We start from the raw sequence: 21,380 nt of genomic DNA, 5'->3' as shown, positions 1-21,380 counted from the left end.
AGACAGTGGGATCCTGTGGGAGCGGGTTTACCCGCGAAGAGGCCCTGTCAGGTCACCGCGGCATCGCAGCAATAGCGTCCACCGCTTCGCGAATCAACGCCGGCCCCTTATAAATGAAGCCCGAATAAATCTGTACCAGGCTCGCCCCCGCCGCAATCTTCTCGGCAGCATGGCGGCCTTCGGTAATGCCACCGGCAGCAATGATCGGTAACTTGCCGCTCAGCTCGCCAGCCAGCACCTTGACGATGTGGGTGCTCTTCTCCAGTACCGGCGCGCCCGACAGGCCGCCCGCCTCGCCACCATACGGCAGCGCCTCGACACCTTCACGGCCCAGCGTGGTGTTGGTGGCGATCACCGCATCCATGCCCGACTCCATCAGCGCGGCGGCTACCAGCGCGGTTTCTTCGTCGCTCATGTCCGGGGCGATCTTGATCGCCAGCGGCACGCGCTTGCCATGGGAGCCGGCCAGCTGCTCACGGCGCTCGGCCAGGGCATCGAGCAACTGCTTGAGCGAATCGCCGAACTGCAGGCTGCGCAGGCCCGGGGTGTTCGGCGAGCTGACGTTGACGGTGATGTAGCTGGCGGCGCTGTACACCTTGTCCAGGCAGATCAGGTAGTCATCGACGGCACGCTCGACCGGGGTGTCGAAGTTCTTGCCGATGTTGATGCCCAGCACGCCGTTGTAGCGCGAAGCACGGACGCGGCCGAGCAGGTGATCGACGCCCAGGTTGTTGAAGCCCATGCGGTTGATGATGGCGGTGGCTTCCGGCAGACGGAACAGCCGTGGCTTGGGGTTGCCGGGTTGCGGGCGCGGGGTGACGGTGCCGATTTCGACGAAACCGAAGCCCAGCTGGGCGAAACCGTCGATGGCCGCGCCGTTCTTGTCCAGGCCGGCTGCCAGACCCACCGGGTTGGCGAAGTTCAAGCCCATGACCGTAACCGGCAATGCAGCTGGCTGCTTGCACAGCATGCCATTGAGGCCAAGACGGCCACCGGCGCCGATCAGGTCCAGGGACAGGTCGTGGGAGGTTTCCGGGGAAAGCTTGAACAGCAGCTGGCGGGCCAGGGTATACATGGGCGGGCAAGGCTCAGGGTGAGTGAGGGGGCGATTATAGCCAGCGCAGGGCTGGCAGGACAGCAAATCGTGGGAGCTTGGCACATCGGTTGCACCGGTTCAGCCCACAGCCTTATCAGTACGGGCGAGGAACCTTGTGAACACTGTACCCCAAGCAACGCCCCTGGCCTGGGTCAACGGCAGCGACGCGCCGGAAAAACCCAGCCTGAACATCGGCTACATGGCGCTGACCGACTGCGCCTCGGTGGTGGTTGCCGCCACCCAGGGCTTCGCCCAGCAGCACGGCCTTACCCTCAACCTCAAGCGCCAGGGCTCCTGGGCCGGGCTGCGCGACAAACTGGTCAGTGGCGAGCTGGATGCCGCGCACTGCCTGTATGGCCTGGTCTACGCCGTGCACCTGGGCATCGGTGGCGTGCCGGCCAGCGACATGGCAGTGCTCATGGGGCTGAACCAGAACGCCCAGGCCATCAACCTGTCCCCTGCCCTGCAGCGCAAGGGCGTGACCAACCCTGAAGCACTGGCACGCCTGGTGCACCAACATGGCGCGCGGCTCACCTTCGCCCAGACCTTCCCCACTGGCACCCATGCCATGTGGCTGTACTACTGGCTGGCCAGCCAAGGCATCCACCCGCTGCGTGACGTCGACAGCGTAGTGGTGCCACCGGCGCAGATGGCCGCGCATATCCAGGCCGGGCGCATCGACGGCTTTTGCGTAGGTGAACCCTGGGCCGCCGACGCCGTGACGAAGGGCCAGGGCTTTACCTTGGCCACCAGCCAGTCGCTGTGGCCGGACCACCCGGAAAAGGTCCTGGCCTGCGCCCGTACCTTCGCCGAACAATACCCCAACAGCGCCCGCGCCCTGATCAAGGCGGTGCTCGCTGCCAGCCGCTTCATCGAGCAAAGCCCGGAAAACCGCCGCAGCACCGCGCAACTGCTCAGCGGCAGTGCCTACCTGGACACGCCGTTGGAGAACATCGAGCCGCGCCTGCTTGGCCACTATGAGGATGGCCTGGGCAACCACTGGCAAGACCCGCATGCCCTGCGCCTGTTCGACCACGGCCGGGCCAACCTGCCTTACCTGTCAGACGGCATGTGGTTCATGACCCAGTTCCGCCGCTGGGGCCTGCTGCGCGAAGACCCTGACTACCTCGGCGTGGCCCGCAAGGTACAGCAACTGGCGCTGTACCGTGAGGCGGCACACAGCCTGGGCGTGCCGTGCCCCGAACAGCCCATGCGCTGCAGCCTGCTGATTGACGGCAGCCGCTGGGACGGCAGCGACCCCTACGGTTATGCCCGCAGTTTCAGCCTGCATGCACTGGGTGACCTGCCCGATGCCCGTGTCGGTGTATGAGGGGGACGAATATGTTGCGCATCCTGCTGATCGACGACACCCAGAGCAAACTCGGCCGCCTCAAGGCGGCGTTGAGCGAGGCCGGCTTCGAGGTTATTGAAGCCCCAGACCTGACCATCGACCTGCCCGCTTGCGTCGAAACGGTGCGCCCGGACGTGGTGCTGATCGATACCGACTCACCAGACCGTGACGTAATGGAGCAAGTCGTGCTGGTCAGCCGTGACCAGCCGCGGCCCATCGTGCTGTTTACCGACGAGCACGACCCCGGGGTGATGCGCCAGGCGATCCAGGCGGGGGTCAGCGCCTACATCGTCGAAGGCATCCATGCCGCGCGGTTGCAGCCGATCCTGGATGTGGCCATGGCCCGCTTCGAAAGCGACCAGGCGCTCAAGGCGCAACTGTTGGCGCGCGACCAGCAACTGGCCGAGCGCAAGCGCATCGAGCAGGCCAAGGGCTTGCTGATGAAAATGAAGGAGTGCAACGAAGAGCAGGCCTACACCCTGATGCGCCGCCAGGCCATGAGCCGTCAGCAGAAGCTGATCCAGGTGGCCGAGCAGATCATTGCCATGCACGAGATGCTGGGGTGATGGGCTAGCCAAGAGTTGGCCCATCTCTTGCTCAACAAACCTCACCGGTAGCCAACGGCGGTTGCCCCACTTAATTCCCGACAAAGACGTCGCTCTCCCCTCCACCCTCCGTGGAGCGGGTAGCGGCGTCTTTTTCGTTCCGTTGCATTGCCGAGTGAGGTGTTCAATGAGTACCAGCTTCTGGAAATCCGGGCATGTGCCCACGCTGTTCGCCGCGTTCCTGTACTTCGACCTCAGTTTCATGGTCTGGTACCTGCTGGGCCCGCTGGCGGTGCAGATTGCCGCCGACTTGCAACTGAGTGCACAACAACGGGGCCTGATGGTGGCGATGCCGATCCTGGCCGGGGCAATCCTGCGCTTTGCCATGGGTGTGCTGGTCGACCGCCTGTCGCCGAAGACCGCCGGCTTGATCGGCCAGGTGGTGGTCATCGTTGCCCTGGCCGCAGCCTGGCACCTGGGCGTGCACAGCTATGAACAAGCGCTGCTGCTGGGCGTGTTCCTCGGCTTTGCCGGCGCCTCGTTCGCCGTGTCGCTGCCGCTGGCGTCGCAGTGGTACCCGCCGCAGCACCAGGGCAAGGCCATGGGCATTGCCGGCGCCGGCAACTCCGGCACGGTGTTCGCCGCCCTGCTGGCCCCGGCATTGGCTGCCGGCTTTGGCTGGAGCAATGTGTTCGGCTTCGCGCTGATTCCGCTGTCACTGGCGCTGGTGGTGTTCGCCCTGCTGGCGCGCAATGCCCCGCAACGGCCCAAGCCAAAAGCCATGGCCGATTACCTCAAGGCCCTGGGCGACCGTGACAGCTGGTGGTTCATGTTCTTCTACAGCGTGACCTTTGGCGGCTTCATCGGCTTGGCCAGCGCCTTGCCTGGCTACTTCAGCGACCAGTACGACCTGAGCCCGGTCACCGCTGGCTACTACACCGCCGCCTGCGTATTTGCCGGCAGCCTGATGCGCCCGCTCGGCGGCGCCCTGGCTGACCGTTTTGGCGGCATCCGCACCCTGCTGGGCATGTACAGCGTAGCGGCCATCTGCATTGCCGCAGTCGGTTTCAACCTGCCATCGGCAGCCGCCGCACTGGCGCTATTCGTCAGCGCCATGCTCGGCCTGGGCGCCGGCAATGGCGCGGTGTTCCAGTTGGTACCGCAGCGTTTTCGCCAGGAGATCGGCGTGATGACCGGGCTGATCGGCATGGCCGGCGGCATCGGCGGCTTCTTGCTGGCAGCCGGGCTTGGCACCATCAAGCAGCACACCGGCGACTACCAGCTGGGGCTGTGGTTGTTCGCCAGCCTCGGCCTGCTTGCCTGGTTCGGCCTGCATGGTGTGAAACAGCGCTGGCGCACCACCTGGGGCTCGGCAGCCGTTACTGCGGCACGGGTCTGAGGCACGTCGATGAGCCTGCAACTGAGCTTTGCCCAGGCCAGCGCCACCGGGCCGCGCGAGGAAAACCAGGACGCCCTGCGCCTGGTCACCCCGGCACCGGAGCTGGCCGCCAGCAAGGGCTACCTGTTCGCTTTGGCCGACGGCGTCAGCCAATGTGCCGATGGCGGCCTGGCCGCCCGTGCCAGCCTGCAGGCACTGGCCCTGGACTACTACGCCACCCCGGCCACCTGGAGCGTGGCCCAGGCCCTTGACCGCCTGCTGCTGGCGCAAAACCGCTGGTTGCGCGCCCAAGGCAGCGGCCAGCCGTTGTTGACCACCCTCAGCGCGTTGGTGCTGCGCGGCCGGCGCTTTACCCTGGCCCACGTCGGCGACTGCCGCGTGTACCGCTGGCACGAAGGGCGCCTGCAGTGCCTGAGCGAAGATCATGTCTGGGACCAGCCAGGCATGCAGCATGTACTGAAGCGCGCATTGGGCCTGGACCAGCACCTGCTGGTGGATTACCTGGAAGGCGAGCTGCAGCCGGGCGAGTGCTTCCTGCTGCTCAGCGACGGTGTCTGGGCCAGCCTGGGCGACCAGCACATCCAGGCGGTACTGCGCGAGCAGCCCGACCTGCAATTGGCCGCAGACACGCTGGTCGCCAGCGCCCACCTCAATGGCAGCCAGGACAACGCCAGCGCCTTGCTGGTGCAGGTCGAACAACTGGGCACGGCCAACCTGGGCGATACCCTGGCGCAGCTGCAGCAATGGCCAGTGCCCGGCCCGCTGCGCGAGGGCCAGGTGCTCGATGGCTGGCGTGCCGAAAAGCTGCTTTCGCACAGCCGCCAATCCCTGTTGTACCGGGTGCGTGATGGCCAGGACCAAGCCTGGCTGCTCAAGACCCTGCCTGCCGCGCGCGAGCAGGAACCCGGCGCAGCACAAGGGCTGCTGTTGGAAGAGTGGTTCCTGCGCCGCGTCGCTGGCCGGCATTTCCCCGAGCTGCATGCTGCCAGCCAACGGCAACACCTGTACTACGTGATGCGCGAATACCCCGGCCAGAGCCTGGCGCAGTTGCTGGCCGAAAGCGGCCCACTGCCCCTGACGCAGTGGCTGGAACTGGCCAGGCAACTGCTGCAGGCGGTCGGCGTGCTGCACCGGCGCAACCTGCTGCACCGCGACATCAAGCCAGAGAACTTGCATCTGGGCAGTGATGGCCAGTTGCGCCTGCTGGACTTCGGCCTGGCCTACTGCCCCGGCCTGTCCGAAGACCCACTGCACGAGCTGCCCGGCACCCCCTCGTACATTGCCCCGGAAGCCTTCGATGGCCAGCCGCCCAGCCCGCGCCAGGACCTGTATGCCGTAGGCGTGACGCTGTACCACCTGCTGACCGGGCATTACCCGTACGGCGAGGTAGAAGCCTTCCAGCGCCCACGCTTCGGCCAACCGGTAAGCGCTGCCCGCTACCGCCCCGACCTGCCGGAATGGCTGCAACACAACCTGCAGCAAGCGCTGGCGGCCGATCCGGCGCAGCGCTTCGAAACCGCTGAACACTGGTTGCTGCTGCTTGAACGCGGCGACCGCCAGGACCTGCCCAGCCGGCCACGGCCGCTGCTGGAGCGCGAGCCCCTGAAAGTCTGGCGCACCCTGGCCCTGCTGTCCTTGCTGCTCAACCTGATACTGCTGCTCACCCTGCTCAAGGGCTGAACACACCTTGCCGATGAGGAAACCCTGATGAATGCAAAAGTCTGGCTGGTCGGTGCCGGCCCTGGTGACCCTGAACTGCTCACCCTCAAGGCCGTGCGTGCCTTGCAGCATGCCGATGTGGTGATGATTGACGACCTGGTCAACCCGGCGGTGCTGGAGCATTGCCCGCAGGCCCGGGTAATTGCCGTAGGCAAGCGTGGCGGCTGCCGTTCCACGCCGCAAGCCTTCATCCAGCGCCTGATGCTGCGCCATGCGCGGCAAGGGCGTTGCGTGGTGCGGCTCAAGGGCGGCGACCCGTGCATTTTCGGTCGCGGCGGTGAAGAAGCGCTGTGGCTGCAGGGCCATGGTATCGAGGTGGAGCTGGTCAACGGCATCACCGCTGGCCTGGCTGGCGCCACGCAGTGCGGCATTTCCCTGACCTCACGGGGTGTGAGCCGGGGCGTGACGCTGGTCACGGCGCACACCCAGGACGACAGCGAGCTGAACTGGGCGGCATTGGCCCAGGGCGGGACGACGCTGGTGGTGTACATGGGGGTGGCACGGCTGGAGCAGGTGCGCCAGGGGTTGCTGGACGGGGGGATGGCGCCAGGGATGCCGGTGGCGATGATCGAGAATGCCTCGTTGCCTGAGCAGCGCGAGTGCAGGAGCGATGTGGGGGGGATGGTGGAGGATGCGCGAGGGTTTGGCTTGCGTAGCCCGGCGATTCTGGTGATTGGGGAGGTGGTTGGGGAGCAGGTGGTTCAAGAGCTGGTGGCAGTAGCCGGATGATGTGCTGCCTGTTCTGGCCTATTCGCGGGTAAACCCGCACACAGGTACTGCACCGCTGCTGAGTCTGGTGCAGTCTGTGGGAGCGGGTTTACCCGCGAATAGGCCAGCATAGGCAACACAAACTCCAGGCAAAGAAAAACCCGGCCGAGGCCGGGTTTTTCATGAAACTTCAGGCCAATTACTTGGACTGAGCTTCAACCTGCGCTTCAACGCGACGGTTAACAGCGCGACCTTCTTCGGTGGCGTTGTCAGCAACCGGACGGGTTTCGCCGTAGCCAACCGAGTCAACACGGCTGGATTCTACGCCGTACTGCTGGGTCAGGACTTGCTTGACAGCGTTGGCACGACGCTCGGACAGCTTCTGGTTGTAAGCGTCTGGACCCACGGAGTCAGTGTGACCTTCAACCACGGTGGTGGTTTGTGGGTACTGCTTCATGAAGTCAGCCAGGTTCTTGATGTCGCCGTAGCTGTTTGGCTTGACGACCGACTTGTCGAAGTCGAACTTCACGTCCAGCTCAACACGAACGACTTCGGCAACAGCCGGGCAGCCATCAGCGTCAACGGTAACGTTGGCTGGGGTGTCTGGGCACTTGTCGACGTTGTCGCAAACGCCGTCGTTGTCGGAGTCGGAGCAGACTTCAGCAACTGGAGCCGGAGCAGCAGCAACTTTGCCACCGCTGCCACCGAAGTTCAGACCAACACCAACGGATGGACCCCACTCGGTGTTGCCGTTGTCGATGTTGTACATGGCTTCTACGCCGGCACGGGCGAAGAACATGTCGGTGATGTACCACTTGGCGCCAGCGCCAACGTTGGCGAAGGTGGAGTGGTCGCGGCCGCTACGAGTGGCCTGGCCCAGGCTCTCGTGAGCGAAACCAGCGGAAACGTACGGACGCAGAGCGTCGCCAACGGTACCGAAGTGGTAGGTAGCGTCCAGCTTGGCCTTGGAACCTTTGATGTCCTTGTTGAAGACTTCGCCACGAGCGTTGTGGGTCTCGTTGTAGCCCAGGTCCAGGGAAACGTCGTCAGTCAGGAAGTAGCCCAGGCGAACACCAGGGTTGGTGCCGTCGTTCTTGAAGTTACGCTCGCTGTCGTAGTACTGCTTGGTAACGTTGCCCTCGATTTCCACCGCGCCTTGGCCTTGAGCCAGAGCGCCGAGCGAAGTTACAGCGACGAGCGAGCCAATGGCCAAGCCCAAGGTGTTTTTCAATTTCATCCGTTAAATCCCCATCTGGTGATAGTTAAGCAGTCCCACCAACAACAAGGGGGACAACTCGACGGCAAGTCTAGCAGAACTCGCCGATTCGTTAGAGATATTTGCAGGCCACTAAGTTTCATCGAGGCCTGCAAATTTCTCTCGAAGCTTGTCTAGGGCGCGCTTGTAGCGCATTTTCGTCGCGCTCAGGCCCATGTGCATGATGTCGGCAATTTCCTGAAACTCCAGTTCCGCGACAAAACGCAGCACCAGGATTTCCCGGTCAATCGGGTTCACATGCACCAGCCACTTGTCCAGCCCGCCTTTTTCTTCCGGCTTGGGTGTCTTGTCTTCGGACGCCTCTTCAACAGGGTCCAGACTCAAGGCATCCATCAACCGGCGTTTACGGCGCTCCTTGCGGTACTGGGTAATGCACTCGTTGTAGGTGATGCTGTAGAGCCAGGTCTTGAACTTGGACTTACCTTCGAAGTTCTTCAGCCCGTACAGCACTTTCAGCATCACTTCCTGACAGACATCGTCCGCGTCACGGTCGTTCCCCAGGTAACGTGCACAGACGTTGAACAGGGTCCGCTGGTAGCGCCGCATGAGCTCCTCATAGGCGCGGGTAACGTGGTACAGCTCCTCATGCGAACGCGCCACCAACTCTTCGTCGGTGAGCTCGCGGGGGTCATAACGCATAGGCGGCGAATGAACTTTATTCAAAACGGATCTGGCCGACAGTCAGGTCAATGTCGCCGCGAGACCCCGAGGGTCGATATTCGCGGCGGCATACATTAACAGCTTTTGGGCGGTTAGCGGCTATTGACTCGTTTTTCGAGCAGCTCGCGGTTGGACAGCGATACTAGTTCGCCATCATCGGTCAGCAGCGTTGTCTTGACCGTGCCGATTTCCTCGATATGCCCTTCGACCTCTCCAATCCGCACCTGCTGGCCGACCTGGTAAAGCTCACGCACGTAAATGCCGGCCAGGATCTGCCCGGCAATTTCGCGGCTGCCAAGGCCCATGGCCAGGGCAACAGCCAGACCAACGGTAATCAGCCCGATGACGATTACGTGGTTCAGCAGGTCGGTTTTCACCTCCAGCTGGCTGATGGCCACCGAGATACTGATGATGATCACCAGGCCTTGGGTGATACGCCCAAGGCCTGCCGAGTATTCCAGGCCGATGCCTTCGGCGGCGCCGCGCACCAGGCCATTGGCCACCTGGGCCAGCAGCACGCCGGCCAGCAGCACCAGGGCTGCACCGAATACCTTGGGCAAGTACAGGGCGAGCATGTCGAGGGTTGCCGAAACCCGTTCAAGGCCCAGCGACTCTGCGGCCGAAACAAGGAAGATCAGCAGCACGAACCAGTAGACGATCTTGCCGATCAGGGTCGAGATCGGCACCTGGATGCCGACCCGGCTTAGCATCTTGGTCAGGCCGGTGCCGGCCATCAGGCGGTCCAGGCCAAACTTGGCCAGCAGTTTGGACAGCAGCGTGTCGAGCAGCTTGGCCACCACGAAACCGAGCAGCACCACGACCAGCGCGCCGAACAGGTTGGGGATGAAGTTCGCTACCTTGGTCCAAAGGGCGGTCATCGCGGTGACCAGGCTCTGGGTCCAGAGATCGAGTTCCATATTCAATCGGCCTTATCTGCTTTGCTGCCGGTGGCAGCGTTGCGGGAAGAGTGTCGACGCACCGGCGCGACATGCGCCGAGCCATTGTTCACGGCGATCAGCAGCGCCTGGCACCAGCGGCCAAGCAGGCTGAACAGATCACCCGCGCCAACCTGGCGGTTGGCGGTTTTCAGTACACGACCCAGGCAGGCAGCGTCGTCCCGGTCATCCCGGTCATTGCCGGAGGGTGACGCCTTGAGCAGGTCGCGCAGGGATTCTTCAAACGGATCGTGCATGGGCACCTCGCGCAGTGTCAGTCAGAGACGAGATGGCCGGGCGATGGGTCACACATCGTATTGGCACGGATGTTTCAAAATGAATATGCGCTGGATTCTTCGCGGGCACGCCCGCTCCCACAGGGACCGCGTCAGTTTCAGCAGCGGCGCCGTACCTGTAGGAGCGGGCTTGCCCGCGAAGAGGCCCGTGCAGGCAAAACATAGCTAGACCCACCGCAACCGCCGGAACAGCCACCACTGCCCCACCGCCAGCCCCAGCACGACAATGCAGGCAAACAGGAAGCCCAAGGGGTTTTCCGCCCCCGGAATGCCGCCGACATTGATACCCAGCAGCCCGGTGATGAAGCTCATGGGCAGGAAGATGCAGGTAATGATGCCAAAGCGGTACATGGTGCGGTTCATGCGCTCGCTGCGCCGGCGGTCTTCGCTTTCCAGCACCAGCGCGGCCCGCTCGCGGGTCAGTTCAAGCTCTTCAAGATAACGGATCAGGCTGTTGTTAAGCTCGTTCCAGTAATCGGCGTTGGCATTGGCAAACCAGCTCCATTTACTGCGTGACAGCTGGGCGTAGATCTCCCGCTGTGGGGCGAGGAAACGCCGTAGACCAGCAGCACGCCGGCGAATCTGCTGCAGGCAGCCGTTCTCCGGGGTGTACCGTTCGTCGGACTCGACCTTTTCTTCTTCCAGGTCGACCAGTTCGGAAAGGTCGCTGACCAGGCCCTGGACCTTTTCGGTCAGCAGTTCACCCATCAGCAGCAACAGCTCGGACGCCGATTTCGGCCCCCTGCCCTGTTCCAGCTGCTGGAGAATCTCGTCGCTGGCACGCAATGGCCGCAGGCGCAACGAGATAACCCGCTGCGCCTGGGCGAAAATGCGCACCGAGACCATGTCTTCGGGCTCGGCGCCCGGGTTGAGGTTGACCCCACGCAGAAACAGCAACAGCTGCTCGTCCGCCATGGGCAGCAGGCGAGGCCGGGTGTTTTCTTCCAGCAGCAGCTCGCAGGCGAACTCGCTCAGGCCGCTGTCGCGCAGCAGCCAGGTGCGGGTTTGTGGGTGGCTGCGATCCCAGTGCAGCCACAGGCTCTGCTCGGGTTGCAGCTGCAGGTCGTCCAGTTCGGTACGGGCAATCGAGCGCGCGCCGCCTTTGCCATCGAGCACCAGGGCATGTACCAGCCCCCACTGCGCGTTGTCTTCCTCGAACATCAAAGCTCCATCAGCGCGTGCGGCGCATTACTCCGGCATTTTCAGCGGGCTTGGCGAGACCAGCACGCCGTTGTTGTCGGCATACACATACTCGCCCGGGCGGAAGGTGACCCCGGCGAAGCTCACCACCACGTTGAGGTCGCCGATGCCGCGCTTGTCGGTCTTCATCGGGTGGCTGGCCAGGGCCTGCACGCCGACGTCGGTCTGGATCAGCACGTCGACGTCACGTACACAGCCGTAGATCACCAGGCCTTCCCAGCCATTCTTGGCAGCCTTTTCCGCGAGCATGTCGCCCAGCAGCGCACGGCGCAGCGAACCGCCGCCATCGACCACCAGCACCTTGCCTTTGCCATTGAGCTCGACCTGCTCCTTGACCAGCGAGTTGTCTTCGAAGCACTTGATGGTGACGATCTGGCCGCCGAACGAATCGCGGCCGCCGAAATTGCTGAACATCGGTTCCAGCACCTGTACCAGGTCCGGGTAGGCGTCACACAGGTCGGGCGTTACGTAATGCTGCATGGGAAGCTCCTGTCAGTCACAACGAAAGCGGGTATCGGCCAAGGCTACACCTTGGAGGCCATTGCAGTCATCCGGGACCGGGCAGTCAGTTGTGTTTTGCCTGTGCCGGCCCTTTCGCGGCTAAAGCCGCTCCTACAACGGCATGCGCCGCCCTCCAAAATGTAGGAGCGGCTTTAGCCGCGAAGAGGCCGGTACAGGCACAGCAAAATTAGCTGACCGGCACAGGCTCCGCAGCCACGGTAGACGCATGCACCGGCAGCAGCGGATTACGCAGCCAGCGCTCCACCAGCGGCCATACCTGCACCTGCGCAGCCTTGCTCACCAGCATGTCGACATGCCCAAAGGCCTCGAAGCCTTCCTCTCGCCCCAGCCGCAGGAACTGCTTGCGCTCGCCGCCCAACTGCTCGAACAGCTTGCGGCAGGCCCACACCGGGTCCTGGAAGTCGCCCGCACCGGCCACCGCCAGCAGCGGTACATCGACCTCGGCCAGCCCCGCCCACCAATCATTCTGCTTGTCGCCAAAGCGCCCGAACAGGCCATGCCAGCGCATGCTCTCCAGCGCCAGGCCAATCGGCTCGTCCTCCGGCCCACGCTTGAAACGCGGCCCGGAAATCTGCCCCCAGCGCTTGAGCACCAGCTTCGCACCCCAGGTCAGCGGCGGCACCTTCAGCGGCCAGTAGACGCGGCTGACCTGGGTGCCGAACAACGCCACGCTGGCCACCTGCTCGGCAGGGAGAAACCCCCCGCCCAACGCGGCTGCCAGGGTCGTCCCGCCCAGGGAATGGCCAACCCAGTGCGGCGCCTGGCCCGATTGCTCGCGCACGAACGCGGCAATCAGCGGCAGGTCATCGCGGGCATAGGCCGCGACGCTGTTGTGTTTCCAGTGGCGGTTGCGCGGCGACAGGCCGTGGCCGCGCATCTCCGGGATCCACACATCAAAGCCGGCGCGGGCAAGAAAGGCGCCCAAGCCAATCCCTTTTGGCGAGTACCAGAAGCGCCGGTTGGAAAAACTGCCGTGCAGGAGAATGACCGGCACGCCCTGGGGCTGCCCCGTATCGGCCAGTCCCAGGCGGGTCACGGCCAGCTCGACGCTGGGGTCGGGGCCGTTGCCGGCCTTGATCCGGTACACGTCTTCGCTGAGGTCGCCGCGGCGCTCGGCACTGAGCAAGGCCACGGGAAATAGAGTGCTGCTGCTTTGCATAAGGTTGCTTGGTGCACAAAAAAGGGCGGGATCCATCACTGGAGCTCGCCCTGGAAAAAACCAGGCGGGGGTACGCCAGACGCACCCCCGCGTTTTACTGCTTCAGGCCGCGCCTTGGCCTTCGGCCAGGTAGAACCAGGTTTCGAGTACCGAGTCCGGGTTCAGCGACACGCTATCGATGCCCTGCTCCATCAGCCACTTGGCCAGGTCCGGGTGGTCCGATGGGCCTTGGCCGCAGATGCCGATGTACTTGCCGGCCTTATTGCACGCCTGGATGGCGTTGGCCAGCAGCTTCTTCACGGCCGGGTTACGCTCGTCGAACAGGTGGGCGATGATGCCCGAGTCACGGTCCAGGCCCAGGGTCAGCTGGGTCAGGTCGTTGGAACCGATCGAGAAGCCGTCGAAGTATTCCAGGAACTCTTCGGCGAGGATGGCGTTGGACGGCAGTTCGCACATCATGATCACGCGCAGGCCGTTGTCGCCGCGGGCCAGGCCGTTTTCGGCGAGCAGGTCGACGACCTGGCTGGCTTCGCCCAGGGTGCGCACGAACGGCACCATGATCTCGACGTTGGTCAGGCCCATCTCGTTGCGCACGCGCTTCAGGGCACGGCATTCGAGCTCGAAGCAGTCACGGAACGATTCGCTGATGTAGCGCGAAGCACCGCGGAAGCCCAGCATCGGGTTTTCTTCTTCCGGCTCGTACAGCTTGCCGCCGATCAGGTTGGCGTACTCGTTGGACTTGAAGTCCGACAGGCGCACGATGACCTTTTTCGGGTAGAAGGCCGCGGCCAGGGTGCTGATGCCCTCGACCAGCTTCTCGACATAGAAGCCGACCGGGTCGTTGTAGCCGGCGATGCGCTTGTCGACGCTGTCTTTCAGGTCGGCAGGCAGGCCTGCGTAGTTCAGCAGCGCCTTGGGGTGCACGCCGATCATACGGTTGATGATGAATTCCAGGCGCGCCAGGCCAACACCGGCGTTGGGCAGCTGGGCGAAGTCGAAGGCGCGGTCCGGGTTGCCGACGTTCATCATGATCTTGAACGGCAGGTCAGGCATGGCGTCGACCGAGTTCTGCTTGATGTCGAAGCCCAGCTCACCTTCGAAGATGAAGCCGGTATCGCCTTCGGCGCAGGAAACCGTCACGCCCTGGCCGTCTTTCAGCACCTGGGTGGCGTTGCCGCAACCGACCACGGCCGGAATACCCAGCTCACGGGCGATGATCGCGGCGTGGCAAGTACGGCCACCGCGGTTGGTGACGATGGCGCTGGCGCGCTTCATGACCGGTTCCCAGTCCGGGTCGGTCATGTCGGAAACCAGCACGTCGCCCGGCTGGACCTTGTCCATTTCCGATACGTCGTTGATCACGCGGACCTTGCCGGCGCCGATGCGCTGGCCAATGGCACGGCCTTCGACCAGCACGGTGCCCTTTTCCTTCAGCAGGTAGCGTTCCATGACATTGGCGCTGGAGCGGCTCTTCACCGTCTCAGGGCGCGCCTGGACGATGTACAGCTTGCCGTCGTCACCATCTTTGGCCCACTCGATGTCCATCGGGCGCTGGTAGTGCTGTTCGATGATCATCGCCTGCTTGGCCAGCTCGCTGACCTCGGCATCGGTCAGGCAGAAGCGCGCGCGCTCGGCGCGGTCCACTTCGACAGTCTTGACCGAACGGCCGGCCTTGGCTTCTTCGCCATAGACCATCTTGATCGCCTTGCTGCCAAGGTTACGGCGCAGGATGGCCGGGCGGCCGGCCTGCAGGGTGTTCTTGTGCACGTAGAACTCGTCAGGGTTGACCGCACCCTGCACCACGGTTTCGCCCAGGCCGTAGGCGCCGGTGATGAACACCACGTCGCGGAAGCCCGACTCGGTGTCGAGGGTGAACATGACGCCGGCGGTGCCGGTTTCCGAGCGAACCATGCGCTGCACGCCGGCAGACAGGGCGACCAGTTTGTGGTCGAAGCCCTGGTGCACGCGGTAGGCGATGGCGCGGTCGTTGAACAGCGAGGCGAACACTTCCTTGGCCGCGCGGATCACGTTGTCGACGCCACGGATGTTGAGGAAGGTTTCCTGCTGGCCGGCGAACGAGGCGTCCGGCAGGTCTTCGGCGGTGGCCGAGGAACGCACGGCTACGGCCATGTTGTCGTTGCCAGCGGCCATCTCGGCGAAGGCCGTGCGGATTTCCGCATCCAGACGCGCCGGGAACTCGGCTTCCATGACCCACTGACGGATCTGCGCGCCGGTCTTGGTCAGGGCGTTGATGTCATCCACGTCCAGCGCGTCGAGCGCGGCGTGAATCTTGTCGTTCAGGCCACTCTGCTCGAGAAAGTCACGGTACGCCTGCGCCGTGGTGGCAAAGCCGCCCGGCACGGACACCCCGGCACCTGCGAGGTTACTGATCATCTCGCCCAGGGATGCGTTCTTGCCCCCCACATGCTCCACATCATGGACGCCGAGCTTATCGAGGGAAACTACGTACTCTACCAAGGTGATCTCTCCACTAACTGTGTTGGAAAAGCTCAAAAGGCGCCCGCCTGTCTTCTATGACTTGGCCGGGCGTTTGTGGCCTGTACCTGGAAAATAGGCTTTGCAAATGTGGCAGAATGACGACAGCCGCATTCGGCAAACCGAACTTATCATATCCAAGAATCTTCATCAGCTTAAGGCCCAGATCGCAAATGAAACGAACCGCGTTCTTCATCTCCGACGGCACCGGTATCACTGCCGAAACCCTGGGCCAGAGTCTGCTCGCACAATTCGAGAGCATTCCGTTCAACAAATTCACCCGTCCGTACATCGATTCGCCCGACAAGGCGCGGACCATGGTCCAGCAAATCAACGCTGCGGCCGAGCGTGACGGGGTGCGCCCGATTATCTTCGACACCATCGTCAATCAGGACATCCGTGAGATCCTGGCAACGTCGAATGGCTTCATGATCGACATCTTTTCTTCGTTTTTATCCCCACTTGAACAGGAATTGACCGCCCATTCGTCGTATTCCGTGGGTAAGTCGCACTCGATTGGCGGCAATTCCAACTACATGGAACGCATCGAGGCGGTGAATTTCGCCCTCGACAACGACGATGGCGCGCGCACCCACTACTACGACAAGGCCGACCTGATCCTGGTGGGCGTGTCGCGCTGCGGCAAAACCCCTACCTGCCTGTACATGGCCATGCAGTTCGGTATCCGCGCCGCCAACTACCCGCTGACCGAGGACGACATGGAGCGCCTACAGCTGCCGGCGGTGCTGAGAAAGCACCAGAACAAGCTGTTCGGCCTGACCATCGACCCCGACCGGCTGACGGCCATCCGCCACGAGCGCAAGCCCAACAGCCGCTATTCCAGCTTTGCCCAGTGCGAATTCGAAGTGCGCGAGGTGGAAAGCCTGTTCCGCCGGGAGAACATTCCCAACATCAATTCCACGCATTTTTCGGTGGAAGAGATTTCGGCGAAGATTTTGGTGGAGAAAGGGGTGGAGCGCCGGTTCAAGTAAACCTGCTCCGGCCCTTTCGCGGGTGAACCCGCTCCTACACCGGGCGGCGGGGCGGCGCAATCTGTTGTAGGAGCGGGTTTACCCGCGAAGAGGCCGGTACAGAAGTACAAAAAAGCCCCAGCATCACTGCCGGGGCTTTTTCATTTCAGCTTAAGCCTCAGGACGGCACCACCGCCGCCTGCCCGCTCATGGCCAGGTCGACCAGCTCGCGGTTGGCCACCGCGTACATCGCATAATCGGTACCGGTGGCATTGCGCAGGTCGTCCAGCATCGCGCGCCAGCGCTCCACCATCACCCGGTGCTGCTCGGCCCACAGCGCCACACGGGCGTCCATGTCTTCCGGCGCATCGGCCATCTGCAAGACCGAGATGGTGATCGCCCGCTGCTGCAGGTCGATGTCGTCGCGGAACGCCTCGCGGGCCAGCGCCTGCCAGTTGTTCTCCACCGGCAGGTTGCTGATTTCCTGCAGGTACCAGGTCAGGTCCAGCGAGCTGCCCACGGCGAAGAACGCCTTGGCCACCTGCGCCGGGTCATGGCCAGTGACATCGGCCGCTTCGATGATCGGCAGCAGGGTATACAGGTGGCTGGTGCCGGCCACCATGCGCGCCAGCAATTCCGGCACACCGGCCTCGACGAAGCCCTGGTAGCGCACCATCCAGCGTTCGCGGGTCGGGCCTTCGAGCAGTTCGTCGAGCTTGAGCCCCAGTTGCGCGATCTTCGGCCCGAAGTGCGCGGTGTCGCGCCCGGCGTCCTGCTCGTTACGGCGGCTACGCAGGAACCAACGGGTAGCCCGGCGGCCCAGGCGCATCAGCTCGTCCATCAGGGTCAGCTGGACTTCCGCCGGCACCTGGTAGTCCAAGGCTTCGATCTGGCGGAACCAGTGCGGCAGGTGGAAGATGTCGCGCACGATCACATAGGCCCCGGCCACATTGGCCGGGCTCATGCCGGTCGACTCTTTCAGGCGCTGGACGAAGGTGATGCCCATGTTGTTGACCAGGTCGTTGGCGATCTGGGTGCTGACGATTTCGCGCTTCAGGCGGTGACGGCGCATGGAATCGGCGAACTTGCTGACCAGCGACGGCGGGAAGGCGGTTTCCATGTCGCGGGTCAGGTAGTCGTCGTCCGGCACCAGCGACTTCAGCAGCTGTTCCTTGAGGTCGATCTTGCTGTACGAGATCAGCACCGACAGCTCGGCACGGGTCAGGCCCTGACCGGCAGCCAAACGCTCGGCCAGCTGCTCTTCGGACGGCAGAAACTCGATGGCGCGGTCCAGCTTGCCACGCGCTTCCAGTTCGGCCATCAGGCGTTTGTATTCGGCAATCCGCTCACGGGCGCGGCGGGCGGCCAGCGACAGCGCCTGGGTCTGCTTGTAGTTGTTGCCCAGCACCAGGCCGGCCACTTCGTCGGTCATGCTGCCCAGCAGCTGGTTGCGCTGCTTCTCGGTCATGTCGCCACCCTGCACCACTTCGTTGAGCAGGATCTTGATGTTGACCTCGTGGTCGGAGCAGTCCACGCCGCCAGCGTTGTCGATAAAGTCGGTGTTGGTGGCGCCGCCGTTAAGGCCGAACTCGACCCGGCCGAGCTGGGTCATGCCCAGGTTGCCGCCCTCGCCCACCACCTTGCAGCGCAGTTCGTTGCCGTTGACCCGCAGCGCGTCGTTGGCCTTGTCGCCGACATCGGCGTGGCTTTCGGTGCTGGCCTTGACGTAGGTACCGATACCGCCGTTCCACAGCAGGTCCACCGGGGCCTTGAGCAGCGCATTGAGCAGCTCGGTCGGGGTCAGGCGGTCGGCTTCGATGGCGAAGCGCGCTTGCATCTGCGGGCTGATGGCGATGCTCTTGGCACTGCGCGGGAAGATCCCGCCGCCTTCAGACATGATGCTGGTGTCGTAGTCGCTCCAGGCCGAACGCGGCAGGTCGAACAGGCGCTTGCGCTCGGCAAAGCTTGCGGCCGGCTCCGGGTTCGGGTCGATGAAGATGTGCAGGTGGTTGAACGCCGCCACCAGTTGCAACTTGTCGGACATCAGCAGGCCGTTGCCGAAGACGTCGCCGGCCATGTCGCCCACGCCGATGACGGTGATCGGGTCTTGCTGCACGTTGATGCCGCGCTCGCGGAAGTGGCGCTGCACGCCCACCCAGGCGCCGCGCGCGGTAATGCCCATCTTCTTGTGGTCGTAACCGGCCGAGCCGCCCGAGGCGAATGCATCGCCCAGCCAGAAGCCGTAGTCGATGGCGATGCCGTTGGCGATGTCGGAGAAGGTCGCGGTGCCTTTGTCGGCCGCCACCACCAGGTACGGGTCGTCATCGTCGTGGCGCACCACGTTGGCCGGCGGCACCACGCCACCGTCCTTGAGGTTGTCGGTGATGTCGAGCAGGCCGGAAATGAAGATGCGGTAGCACGCCACGCCTTCGGCGGCGATCTCGTCACGCCCGCCACCCAGCGGCAGGCGCCGTGGCAGGAAGCCGCCCTTGGCGCCGACCGGCACGATCACCGAGTTCTTCACTTGCTGAGCTTTGACCAGGCCCAGCACTTCGGTGCGGAAGTCCTCTTCGCGGTCGGACCAACGCAGGCCGCCACGCGCGACGTTGCCAAAGCGCAGGTGCACGCCCTCGACCCGTGGCGAGTAGACGAAGATCTCGAACTTGGGCACCGGTTTTGGCAGTTCGGGGATCAGCTTGGGGTTGAACTTGAAGCTGAAGTACGACTTGTTCTGGCCGTTGGCGTCCGGCTGGTAGAAGTTGGTGCGCAGGGTGGCCTTGATCAGGTCCAGGTAGCGGCGCAGGATGCGGTCTTCGTTGAGCACCTGCACGTCGTCCAGCGCGGTCAGGATGGCCTGTTCCAGGCGCAATTGCTTGTCATCCAGGTCGTCCTGGGTGAGCTTGCGCGCCAGGTAGAAGCGGGTCTTGAACAACCGGGTCAGCTCGCGGGCGATGTCGGTGTGGTTGTTCAGGGTGCTGGCGATGTAGCCCAGGTCAAAGCCCAGGCGGATCTGCTTCAGGTAACGGGCGTAGGCACGCAACAGCGCCACGTCGCGCCATGGCAGGCCGGCAGTCAGCACCAGGCGGTTGAACGCGTCGTTTTCGGCGTCACCGCGAACGATGTGAATGAAGGCGTCCTGCAGGGTGTCGTTGAGTTGCTGGATGTCCAGGCTCAGGCCTTCGCTGTAGGTAAAGGCGAAGTCGTGGATCCAGTACTCACGGCCGCTGGCATGGCGTACCCGGTACGGGAACTCGCCGAGCACGCGCAGGCCGAGGTTTTCCAGGATCGGCAGCACGTCGGACAGCGCCAGCGGGGTATCGGCATGGTACAGCTTGCAGTGCAGGATGCGCTCGCCGGCCTGGGTCAGCGGCTGGTAGAAGCTCATCGCCAGCGGCTTGCTTTCCGACAGGTTCAGCACATGCTGCAGGTCGACCACCGCCGAGTGCGCGGCAAAACGCTCGCGGTAACCCGCGGGGAAGCCTTTGGGGAAGTCGGCAAGGATGTTGGTGCCCTGGGCTTCGCCGAAGTTCTCGATCACCAGCGCCGAGTAGTCGTCATGCCACGAGCGGCAGGCCTGGATCACTTCGCGTTCCAGCTGCTGCGGGTCGATGTCGATGCGGTTCTTCGGGTCTACCCGCAGAATCAGTTGCACACGGGCCAGTACCGACTCGGAGAAGAAGGTCCAGAACTCGCAGTCGCTGGCCTTCAGGCGCTCCATCAGCACCTGCTGGATCTTCTGCCGCACTTCGGTGGAGTAGATTTCCCGCGGCACATAGGCCAGGCAGTAGCAGAAGCGGCCGTACGGGTCCTTGCGCAGGAACACGCGGATCTTGTTGCGTTCCTGGATCTGCACAATCGCCATGACCGTGTTGAACAGCTCGTCGATCGGCGTCTGGAACAGGTCGTCGCGCGGCAGCACTTCAAGCACCTGGGCCAGTTCCTTGCCCAGGTGGGCCTTGGGGTCGAAGCCAGAGCGGCGCTCGACTTCGGCCACCTTCACGCGGATATACGGAATGGCATGCACGCTTTCGCCATACACCGACGAGGTGTACAGGCCCATGAAGCGGTGTTCCTTGATCACCTTGCCATCGGCGTCCAGCTGGCGGATCGACACGTAGTCCGGGTAGGCCGGGCGGTGCACGCGACTGGGCAGCGCGGCCTTGGCGAACGACAGCAGCAGCGGCTCGTTGAGGTAGGCCACGGCGTAGTCTTCGATACGCAGCTCATCTGCGGTCAGGCCCACGCGCAGGCGGCGCGGCAGGCCGAGGAACGACTGCTCGTCGTACACCATCTGGCCGCCGTCGGCATCGCCCTTGACGGTGAATTCTTCATAGCCCAGGAAGGTGAAGTGGTTGTCCAGCAGCCATTCGAGGAAGGCTTTGACCTCGCCCTTCTCATTTTGCGCCGGGCCGAAGGCGGTCTGTTCCACCTCGGCCACCACTTCACGCAGCTTGGCTTTCATCGGTTCGAAGTCGGCGACCACCACCCGCACTTCGGCCAGCACCTGCTCGATCTCGCGGGCCAGCACCGTCAGTTCGGCGGCGTTGGCGCAACGGTCGATCTCCAGGTACATCAGCGACTCATGGCGCACGCCCTCGCCGTGGGTGCCCTTGGGCAGCAGTTCCAGCAGCTCGCCCTTGGCGCCACGGCGTACGCTGAGCACGGTGGTCTGCAGGGTGTGGATGCTGTAGCCACGGCGGTTGAGCTCGGTGCGTACCGAGTCGACCAGGAACGGCAGGTCGTGGTGCAGCACTTCGACCACGCTGTGGGTCGACTGCCAGCCATTGCGTTCGTAGTCAGGGTTGTACACCCGCACTTGCGGGTATTCGGGGTCGAAACGTTCGATGATGCGCCAGGCTGACAGGGTGCAGCCGGCCAGGTCGGAAAGCCTGCGCTGGGTGAGTTCGTCCAGAGAGATGATGCCGAAGAACTGCTCGGCGAACAGGGCCACTTGTGGCAGGGACTGTTCGCTGATGTGCTGCGCCAGGGCCGCTTGCAGTTGATGCTGGAAGTCGGCTTTGCTGGCTGCGGTGAAGAACGCCATCTG

The 21,380-nt window shown here is 63.6% G+C and carries 16 protein-coding genes; 6 read left to right on the top strand and 10 right to left on the bottom strand.

Annotated elements, in window-relative coordinates; translation table 11 throughout:
- Nucleotides 1–52: 52 nt before the first annotated feature.
- Nucleotides 53–1,075, bottom strand: a complete 1,023-nt coding sequence (locus ACIP1G_RS25955; RefSeq protein WP_400742150.1) for a quinone-dependent dihydroorotate dehydrogenase — start codon at nt 1,073–1,075, stop codon at nt 53–55.
- 136 nt (nt 1,076–1,211) lie between these two features.
- Here ACIP1G_RS25955 and ACIP1G_RS25950 point away from each other — a divergent pair, with 136 nt between their 5' ends.
- From ACIP1G_RS25950 to cobA, 5 genes are all read left to right on the top strand, one after another.
- Nucleotides 1,212–2,426 carry a CmpA/NrtA family ABC transporter substrate-binding protein gene (locus ACIP1G_RS25950; RefSeq protein WP_400742147.1) on the top strand — a complete coding sequence of 405 codons (1,215 nt, stop codon included), beginning with the start codon at nt 1,212–1,214 and terminating at the stop codon, nt 2,424–2,426.
- 11 nt (nt 2,427–2,437) lie between these two features.
- Nucleotides 2,438–3,013 (top strand): ANTAR domain-containing response regulator, encoded by a 576-nt coding sequence (locus ACIP1G_RS25945; RefSeq protein ID WP_400742145.1) that lies wholly within the window; start codon nt 2,438–2,440, stop codon nt 3,011–3,013.
- 166 nt (nt 3,014–3,179) lie between these two features.
- Complete coding sequence (locus ACIP1G_RS25940; protein WP_400742143.1) at nt 3,180–4,391, top strand: nitrate/nitrite transporter; 1,212 nt, start codon at nt 3,180–3,182, stop codon at nt 4,389–4,391.
- 9 nt (nt 4,392–4,400) lie between these two features.
- Nucleotides 4,401–6,071 (top strand): protein kinase, encoded by a 1,671-nt coding sequence (locus ACIP1G_RS25935; RefSeq protein WP_400742140.1) that lies wholly within the window; start codon nt 4,401–4,403, stop codon nt 6,069–6,071.
- A 27-nt stretch (nt 6,072–6,098) separates the two neighbouring features.
- On the top strand, nt 6,099–6,839 hold the full coding sequence (gene cobA / locus ACIP1G_RS25930) for a uroporphyrinogen-III C-methyltransferase (protein ID WP_400742138.1): 741 nt from the start codon (nt 6,099–6,101) through the stop codon (nt 6,837–6,839).
- 178 nt (nt 6,840–7,017) lie between these two features.
- Here cobA and ACIP1G_RS25925 read toward each other — a convergent pair whose 3' ends face one another.
- From ACIP1G_RS25925 to ppsA, 8 genes are all read right to left on the bottom strand, one after another.
- Nucleotides 7,018–8,055, bottom strand: coding sequence for an OmpA family protein (locus tag ACIP1G_RS25925; RefSeq protein WP_400742135.1), 1,038 nt, complete (start codon nt 8,053–8,055; stop codon nt 7,018–7,020).
- 111 nt (nt 8,056–8,166) lie between these two features.
- Nucleotides 8,167–8,733, bottom strand: a complete 567-nt coding sequence (sigX, locus tag ACIP1G_RS25920) for an RNA polymerase sigma factor SigX (RefSeq protein ID WP_346643868.1) — start codon at nt 8,731–8,733, stop codon at nt 8,167–8,169.
- Between the two features lie 113 nt (nt 8,734–8,846).
- Nucleotides 8,847–9,671, bottom strand: a complete 825-nt coding sequence (locus tag ACIP1G_RS25915; protein WP_400742133.1) for a mechanosensitive ion channel domain-containing protein — start codon at nt 9,669–9,671, stop codon at nt 8,847–8,849.
- Nucleotides 9,672–9,673: 2 nt separating this feature from the next.
- Nucleotides 9,674–9,946, bottom strand: a complete 273-nt coding sequence (locus ACIP1G_RS25910; protein WP_012271268.1) for a hypothetical protein — start codon at nt 9,944–9,946, stop codon at nt 9,674–9,676.
- Between the two features lie 204 nt (nt 9,947–10,150).
- Nucleotides 10,151–11,146: a zinc transporter ZntB gene (locus ACIP1G_RS25905; RefSeq protein ID WP_400742130.1), complete on the bottom strand. Its 996-nt coding sequence runs from the start codon at nt 11,144–11,146 to the stop codon at nt 10,151–10,153.
- Nucleotides 11,147–11,173: 27 nt separating this feature from the next.
- Complete coding sequence (gene rraA, locus ACIP1G_RS25900; protein WP_400742128.1) at nt 11,174–11,665, bottom strand: ribonuclease E activity regulator RraA; 492 nt, start codon at nt 11,663–11,665, stop codon at nt 11,174–11,176.
- Between the two features lie 208 nt (nt 11,666–11,873).
- Nucleotides 11,874–12,866, bottom strand: coding sequence for an alpha/beta fold hydrolase (locus tag ACIP1G_RS25895; RefSeq protein WP_400742126.1), 993 nt, complete (start codon nt 12,864–12,866; stop codon nt 11,874–11,876).
- 102 nt (nt 12,867–12,968) lie between these two features.
- Nucleotides 12,969–15,344 carry a phosphoenolpyruvate synthase gene (ppsA, locus tag ACIP1G_RS25890; protein WP_400742123.1) on the bottom strand — a complete coding sequence of 792 codons (2,376 nt, stop codon included), beginning with the start codon at nt 15,342–15,344 and terminating at the stop codon, nt 12,969–12,971.
- A 191-nt stretch (nt 15,345–15,535) separates the two neighbouring features.
- Here ppsA and ACIP1G_RS25885 point away from each other — a divergent pair, with 191 nt between their 5' ends.
- A complete protein-coding gene (locus tag ACIP1G_RS25885) occupies nt 15,536–16,354 on the top strand; it encodes a pyruvate, water dikinase regulatory protein (RefSeq protein WP_400742121.1) in 819 nt (272 codons plus the stop codon).
- Between the two features lie 157 nt (nt 16,355–16,511).
- On the opposite strand, the gene ACIP1G_RS25880 is transcribed toward ACIP1G_RS25885, so the two are convergent.
- Nucleotides 16,512–21,377, bottom strand: coding sequence for an NAD-glutamate dehydrogenase (locus tag ACIP1G_RS25880; protein ID WP_400742118.1), 4,866 nt, complete (start codon nt 21,375–21,377; stop codon nt 16,512–16,514).
- Nucleotides 21,378–21,380: the final 3 nt, after the last annotated feature.

Source organism: Pseudomonas sp. NPDC089392 (assembly GCF_044749595.1).
Taxonomy (GTDB): domain Bacteria; phylum Pseudomonadota; class Gammaproteobacteria; order Pseudomonadales; family Pseudomonadaceae; genus Aquipseudomonas.
The sequence above is the reverse complement of the archived record's forward strand: the minus strand, read 5'-3'. Positions and strand labels throughout refer to the sequence as shown.

Excerpts from the sequence above, each read along its gene's own strand:
- ACIP1G_RS25955 (WP_400742150.1), bottom strand. The coding sequence starts at position 1,075 with ATGTATACCCTGGCCCGCCAGCTGCTGTTCAAGCTTTCCCCGGAAACC.
- ACIP1G_RS25945 (WP_400742145.1), top strand. The coding sequence starts at position 2,438 with ATGTTGCGCATCCTGCTGATCGACGACACCCAGAGCAAACTCGGCCGC.
- ACIP1G_RS25940 (WP_400742143.1), top strand. The coding sequence starts at position 3,180 with ATGAGTACCAGCTTCTGGAAATCCGGGCATGTGCCCACGCTGTTCGCC.
- ACIP1G_RS25935 (WP_400742140.1), top strand. The coding sequence starts at position 4,401 with ATGAGCCTGCAACTGAGCTTTGCCCAGGCCAGCGCCACCGGGCCGCGC.
- cobA (WP_400742138.1), top strand. The coding sequence starts at position 6,099 with ATGAATGCAAAAGTCTGGCTGGTCGGTGCCGGCCCTGGTGACCCTGAA.
- ACIP1G_RS25925 (WP_400742135.1), bottom strand. The coding sequence starts at position 8,055 with ATGAAATTGAAAAACACCTTGGGCTTGGCCATTGGCTCGCTCGTCGCT.
- sigX (WP_346643868.1), bottom strand. The coding sequence starts at position 8,733 with ATGCGTTATGACCCCCGCGAGCTCACCGACGAAGAGTTGGTGGCGCGT.
- ACIP1G_RS25915 (WP_400742133.1), bottom strand. The coding sequence starts at position 9,671 with ATGGAACTCGATCTCTGGACCCAGAGCCTGGTCACCGCGATGACCGCC.
- ACIP1G_RS25910 (WP_012271268.1), bottom strand. The coding sequence starts at position 9,946 with ATGCACGATCCGTTTGAAGAATCCCTGCGCGACCTGCTCAAGGCGTCA.
- ACIP1G_RS25905 (WP_400742130.1), bottom strand. The coding sequence starts at position 11,146 with ATGTTCGAGGAAGACAACGCGCAGTGGGGGCTGGTACATGCCCTGGTG.
- rraA (WP_400742128.1), bottom strand. The coding sequence starts at position 11,665 with ATGCAGCATTACGTAACGCCCGACCTGTGTGACGCCTACCCGGACCTG.
- ACIP1G_RS25895 (WP_400742126.1), bottom strand. The coding sequence starts at position 12,866 with ATGCAAAGCAGCAGCACTCTATTTCCCGTGGCCTTGCTCAGTGCCGAG.
- ACIP1G_RS25885 (WP_400742121.1), top strand. The coding sequence starts at position 15,536 with ATGAAACGAACCGCGTTCTTCATCTCCGACGGCACCGGTATCACTGCC.
- ACIP1G_RS25880 (WP_400742118.1), bottom strand. The coding sequence starts at position 21,377 with ATGGCGTTCTTCACCGCAGCCAGCAAAGCCGACTTCCAGCATCAACTG.